This window comes from Rhodococcus sp. no. 34 (genome assembly GCF_054589475.1).
Genome location: NZ_BAAILK010000023.1, coordinates 17,982 through 23,127 on the forward strand (window position 1 = coordinate 17,982; position 5,146 = coordinate 23,127).

The following is a 5,146-nucleotide window of genomic DNA, read 5'->3' on the forward strand; positions in this document are numbered from 1 at the left end:
CGTTCGGGTGCCGCCAAGGGCGGTACCCAGGTGACCTTCGGTGACTACGGCATCCAGGCTCTCGAGCCTGCCTACATCACCAACCGGCAGATCGAGTCCGCTCGTATCGCCATGACTCGGCACATCAAGCGTGGCGGCAAGATCTGGATCAACATCTTCCCGGATCGCCCCCTCACGAAGAAGCCGGCCGAAACCCGAATGGGTTCCGGTAAGGGTTCGCCCGAGTGGTGGATTGCCAACGTCAAGCCCGGACGCGTTCTGTTCGAGATGACATACCCCAACGAGGAGATTGCTCGTGAGGCCCTGCGCCGCGCGATGCACAAGCTCCCGTGCAAGTGCCGGATCGTGACCAGAGAGGAGCAGTTCTGATGGCTACTGGAACCCCAGCAGCAGAGCTCCGCGAGCTCAGTGAAGACGAGCTGGTCACCCGGCTCCGTGAGTCGAAGGAAGAGCTTTTCAACCTTCGTTTCCAGATGGCTACCGGCCAGATGGACAACAACCGACGACTGCGCACCGTTCGTCACGAGATCGCGCGCATCTACACCGTCCTGCGTGAGCGTGAGCTCGGACTCGCTGTGGGTCCGGATGCAGGTGACGCGGCATGAGTGAGGAAAAAGCAGTGAGCACAGAAGAGCGCGCGAGCCGTAAGGTCCGTGTCGGATACGTCGTGTCCGACAAGATGGAAAAGACGATCGTGGTCGAGCTCGAAGACCGCGTCAAGCACAAGCTCTACGGCAAGATCATCCGCCGTACGACCAAGGTGAAGGCGCACGACGAGAACGGCGTTGCCGGCGTCGGCGACCGCGTTCAGCTGATGGAAACCCGTCCGCTGTCCGCGACGAAGCACTGGCGTCTGGTCGAGGTCCTCGAAAAGGCCAAGTAAGCCTGATCGAATCCTCGAGCTGATCGAGTATCACCGAATGGCCCGCTTCCCCTTGGAGGAGTGGGCCATTCGGCTTTCCGGGGGCTTTCGGGGCTTTCCGGGCGAAGGGTTCGAGTTGCGTCGAGTACGGCTGATTTGGTATTCGGCGAACCCTTCCCTACAATAGAACGGTTGCCTGTGGCAGAGGTGTGTCTTCACGTGCGCAGCTCGAACGGTGCTTGCAGTGATCGTCTCCCGACGTCAGTCGGTGGGACTGCAGCTCAGACACGACGCAGGTGGCAACAATGACCGCGCGCACCGGGTCGGTAATCCGTTGCGCACGAAATTCCAGGTCTAGGGAGATCAAGTGATTCAGCAGGAGTCGCGAGTTCGCGTCGCTGATAACACGGGTGCCAAGGAAATCCTTTGCATCCGCGTTCTCGGCGGTTCGTCACGTCGCTACGCCGGGATCGGTGACGTCATCGTCGCCACCGTCAAGGACGCAATCCCCGGTGGAAACATCAAGAAGGGTGAGGTCGTCAAGGCCGTCATCGTTCGCACGACCAAGGAGCGCCGTCGTCCGGACGGTTCCTACATCAAGTTCGACGAGAACGCTGCAGTGCTCATCAAGGCTGACAGTGATCCCCGTGGAACCCGCATCTTCGGACCCGTCGGCCGTGAGCTGCGCGAGAAGAAGTTCATGAAGATCGTTTCGCTTGCCCCGGAGGTGCTGTGATGAAGGTGCACAAGGGTGACACCGTTCTGGTCATCGCCGGCAAGGACAAGGGCGCGAAGGGCAAGGTCATTCAGGCCTACCCCGCGACCGACAAGGTCCTCGTCGAAGGCGTGAACCGAATCAAGAAGCACACCGCGGTTTCCGCGAACGAGCGCGGAGCATCCTCCGGCGGCATCGTCACGCAGGAAGCCCCGATCCACGTTTCCAACGTTGCAGTCGTCGACTCGGACGGAAACCCCACCCGCGTGGGCTACCGCACCGACGAAGAGTCCGGCAAGCGCGTTCGGATTTCCCGGAAGAACGGGAAGGACATCTGACATGACCTCCACCGAAAACAAGGTCCAGCCGCGCCTCAAGGCACGCTACCGCGCTGAGATCAAGGACGCGCTCAACAGCGAGTTCGACTACTCGAACGTCATGCAGATCCCCGGCGTCGTCAAGGTTGTCGTCAACATGGGCGTCGGCGACGCCGCCCGTGACGCCAAGCTGATCAACGGCGCTGTCCATGACCTGTCGCTGATCACGGGCCAGAAGCCCGAGATCCGCAAGGCACGTAAGTCCATCGCGCAGTTCAAGCTCCGCGAAGGTATGCCCATCGGTGCACGCGTCACCCTCCGTGGTGACCGCATGTGGGAGTTCCTGGACCGCCTCGTGTCTGTCGCTCTGCCCCGTATCCGCGACTTCCGCGGTCTCTCGGGCAACCAGTTCGACGGCAACGGCAACTACACGTTCGGCCTCAACGAGCAGTCGATGTTCCACGAGATCGACGTGGACAAGATCGATCGCCCCCGCGGCATGGACATCACCGTCGTGACCACCGCAACCAACAACGAAGAAGGCCGTGCACTGCTCAAGCACCTCGGCTTCCCGTTCAAGGAGAACTGAGCGCATGGCTAAGAAGGCATTGGTCAACAAGGCCAACAAGAAGCCCAAGTTCGCGGTTCGCGCCTACACCCGCTGCCAGCGGTGCGGTCGCCCGCACTCGGTGTTCCGCAAGTTCGGCTTGTGCCGTATCTGCGTTCGCGAGATGGCTCACGCCGGCGAGCTTCCCGGAGTTCGCAAGAGCTCTTGGTGATCTGAGGCCCTTGGGCTTCGTCACACCACGCATGTGAATGGGCGTGGGTTCCTTTGGAACCCACGCCCATTCGTGGTTTTCATCGAGATGTGAATCGTGCCGATCCTGAAAAGAACTGCCCCGCTGCGACTCTGGTTGAAAGCGATCATCGTTCGTCGGTGTCGTTCTTCGGTGCCGAACGAGCAGTTCAGATTTCGGGGTGCGTCGATAGCTTCCCGATCGCATCCTTCGGGCGGCAGTGGGGGAGGCGACATGGGATCCCGGTGGACACCTGCGCCAAAGTTCCCTACACTAGAGCGGTTGCCGTGGCTGACGCATGCGTTCAGCTCGGTGCGGTAACTTACGCCGTCTGACACAAGTCGGACGGCCCAGCCGAATTGCTGGAGGCCCACGATCGGATTCGTCCGGTGTTGCATGGGAACCACAGCGAGAAAGGTGTCGAGGTCGACCTATGACCATGACTGACCCCATCGCAGACTTCTTGACGCGTCTGCGCAACGCCAACACGGCGTACCACGATGAGGTGAAGCTTCCCCACTCGAAGATCAAGGCGAACATCGCCGAGATCCTCAAGCGCGAGGGCTACATCTCCGATTTCCGTACCGAAGACGCAGAGGTCGGCAAGACCCTCATCGTCGATCTGAAGTACGGTCCCAGCCGCGAGCGTAGCCTCGCCGGCGTGCGTCGCGTTTCCAAGCCCGGTCTCCGGGTTTACGCGAAGTCCACCAACCTGCCCAAGGTCCTCGGAGGCCTCGGCGTGGCCATCATCTCCACGTCGTCCGGTCTGCTCACCGATCGCCAGGCGGCCAATCAAGGAGTAGGCGGGGAAGTCCTCGCCTACGTCTGGTAAGGGAGGCCACCACAATGTCGCGTATTGGAAAGATTCCGGTCACCGTCCCCGCGGGCGTTGACGTCACGATCAGCGGCCAGGATGTCACCGTCAAGGGTCCCAAGGGCACCCTCGCGCTGACCATCTCCGAGCCCATCGCAATCGAAAAGGCAGAGGACGGCTCGCTGAGCGTCACGCGCCCCGACGACGAGCGTCGTAGCCGCGCGCTGCACGGTCTGTCGCGGACCCTGGTTGCGAACATCATCACCGGTGTCACCGAGGGTTACACGAAGAAGATGGAGATCCACGGTGTTGGTTACCGTGTGGCACTGAAGGGCAAGGACCTCGAGTTCGCGCTCGGCTTCAGCCACCCGGTGCCGATCGAGGCTCCTGAAGGCATCACCTTCGTCGTCGAGTCGCCCACCCGGTTCTCGGTGTCCGGCATCGACAAGCAGAAGGTCGGGCAGATCTCGGCCAACATCCGTCGTCTCCGTCGTCCGGACCCGTACAAGGGTAAGGGCGTGCGTTACGAGGGTGAGCAGATCCGCCGCAAGGTCGGAAAGACGGGTAAGTGATATGAGCCAGACTGCAAACCAGAAAGCCAAGCGGATTCCGCTGGGCAAGGATGCGTCCACCAAGCGTCGTCTCTCGAAGACGCGTCGTCACTTCCGTCTCCGCAAGAAGGTCTCCGGCACGCCCGAGCGTCCCCGCTTGGTCGTCAACCGGTCCTCGCGCCACATCCACGTCCAGCTCGTGGACGACCTGGCCGGCCACACCCTGGCCTCCGCGTCGACCATCGAAGCAGACGTGCGCGTGGCAGAAGGCGACAAGAAGGCTGCGAGCGCGAAGGTCGGTCAGCTGATCGCCGAGCGCGCCAAGGCTGCCGGCGTGGAAGCAGTTGTCTTCGACCACGGCGGACACGGCTACCACGGTCGCATCGCGGCCCTGGCAGACGCGGCTCGCGAAGGCGGGTTGAAGTTCTGATGACCAACATTTTCAACGGAAGGACAGCCTGATGCCGGGACGTCAAAGGCGTGACGGCGGAAGCGGACCCGCCGGACAGAATGGCCCCAACAGCGGTGACAACAGCAACGCTCGTGGGGACAACCGTGGTGGCGGCCGTGACCGTCGCGACGGTGGCCGTGGCGGAAACGCTGCGGAGAAGTCACAGTTCATCGAGCGCGTTGTCACGATCAACCGCGTTTCCAAGGTCGTCAAGGGTGGTCGTCGCTTCAGCTTCACCGCTCTGGTGATCGTCGGAGACGGCAACGGACTGGTCGGCGTCGGCTACGGAAAGGCCAAGGAAGTTCCCGCGGCCATCCAGAAGGGTGTCGAGGAGGCTCGCAAGAGCTTCTTCCGCGTCCCGATGATCGCCAACACCATCACTCACCCCGTTCAGGGTGAGGCTGCTGCCGGCATCGTCATGCTTCGCCCGGCAAGCCCCGGTACCGGTGTTATCGCCGGTGGCGCTGTGCGCGCCGTGCTGGAGTGCGCTGGTATCGCGGACATCCTGTCGAAGTCGCTCGGTAGCGACAACGCCATCAACGTCGTGCATGCGACCGTTGCTGCGCTCAAGGGTCTGCAGCGTCCCGAGGAAGTTGCGGCTCGCCGCGGCCTCACCCTCGAAGAGGTTGCACCCGCCGG

At 62.2% G+C, this 5,146-nt stretch carries 11 protein-coding genes; all 11 read left to right on the top strand.

What is annotated here, in order from left to right; all coding sequences use genetic code 11:
- Positions 1-369 (top strand): 50S ribosomal protein L16 (gene rplP / locus ACYP01_RS06005; RefSeq protein ID WP_459678901.1); only part of this gene is annotated, 369 nt, incomplete at its 5' end.
- Positions 369-605 carry a 50S ribosomal protein L29 gene (gene rpmC, locus ACYP01_RS06010; protein WP_003940734.1) on the top strand — a complete coding sequence of 79 codons (237 nt, stop codon included), beginning with the start codon at positions 369-371 and terminating at the stop codon, positions 603-605. The genes rplP and rpmC, both read left to right, overlap by 1 nt.
- Positions 602-883: a 30S ribosomal protein S17 gene (rpsQ, locus tag ACYP01_RS06015; RefSeq protein ID WP_003941020.1), complete on the top strand. Its 282-nt coding sequence runs from the start codon at positions 602-604 to the stop codon at positions 881-883. Before rpmC ends, rpsQ begins: the two co-directional genes overlap by 4 nt.
- Positions 884-1,229: 346 nt before the next feature.
- The gene (gene rplN / locus ACYP01_RS06020) at positions 1,230-1,598 is read left to right on the top strand and encodes a 50S ribosomal protein L14 (protein WP_003940951.1); all 369 of its coding nucleotides are present in this window, start codon (positions 1,230-1,232) and stop codon (positions 1,596-1,598) included.
- Positions 1,598-1,915 (top strand): 50S ribosomal protein L24, encoded by a 318-nt coding sequence (rplX, locus tag ACYP01_RS06025; protein ID WP_003941019.1) that lies wholly within the window; start codon positions 1,598-1,600, stop codon positions 1,913-1,915. Before rplN ends, rplX begins: the two co-directional genes overlap by 1 nt.
- Before the next feature lies 1 nt (position 1,916).
- Positions 1,917-2,483, top strand: coding sequence for a 50S ribosomal protein L5 (rplE, locus tag ACYP01_RS06030; RefSeq protein ID WP_003940924.1), 567 nt, complete (start codon positions 1,917-1,919; stop codon positions 2,481-2,483).
- A 4-nt stretch (positions 2,484-2,487) separates the two neighbouring features.
- The gene (locus ACYP01_RS06035) at positions 2,488-2,673 is read left to right on the top strand and encodes a type Z 30S ribosomal protein S14 (RefSeq protein WP_003940698.1); all 186 of its coding nucleotides are present in this window, start codon (positions 2,488-2,490) and stop codon (positions 2,671-2,673) included.
- A 451-nt stretch (positions 2,674-3,124) separates the two neighbouring features.
- Complete coding sequence (gene rpsH / locus ACYP01_RS06040) at positions 3,125-3,523, top strand: 30S ribosomal protein S8 (protein ID WP_003940873.1); 399 nt, start codon at positions 3,125-3,127, stop codon at positions 3,521-3,523.
- Between the two features lie 14 nt (positions 3,524-3,537).
- Complete coding sequence (rplF, locus tag ACYP01_RS06045) at positions 3,538-4,077, top strand: 50S ribosomal protein L6 (RefSeq protein ID WP_003940970.1); 540 nt, start codon at positions 3,538-3,540, stop codon at positions 4,075-4,077.
- Between the two features lies 1 nt (position 4,078).
- Complete coding sequence (gene rplR, locus ACYP01_RS06050) at positions 4,079-4,486, top strand: 50S ribosomal protein L18 (RefSeq protein WP_003940996.1); 408 nt, start codon at positions 4,079-4,081, stop codon at positions 4,484-4,486.
- 31 nt (positions 4,487-4,517) lie between these two features.
- On the top strand, positions 4,518-5,146 hold a 629-nt coding region (rpsE, locus tag ACYP01_RS06055; RefSeq protein WP_459678904.1), incomplete at its 3' end, for a 30S ribosomal protein S5.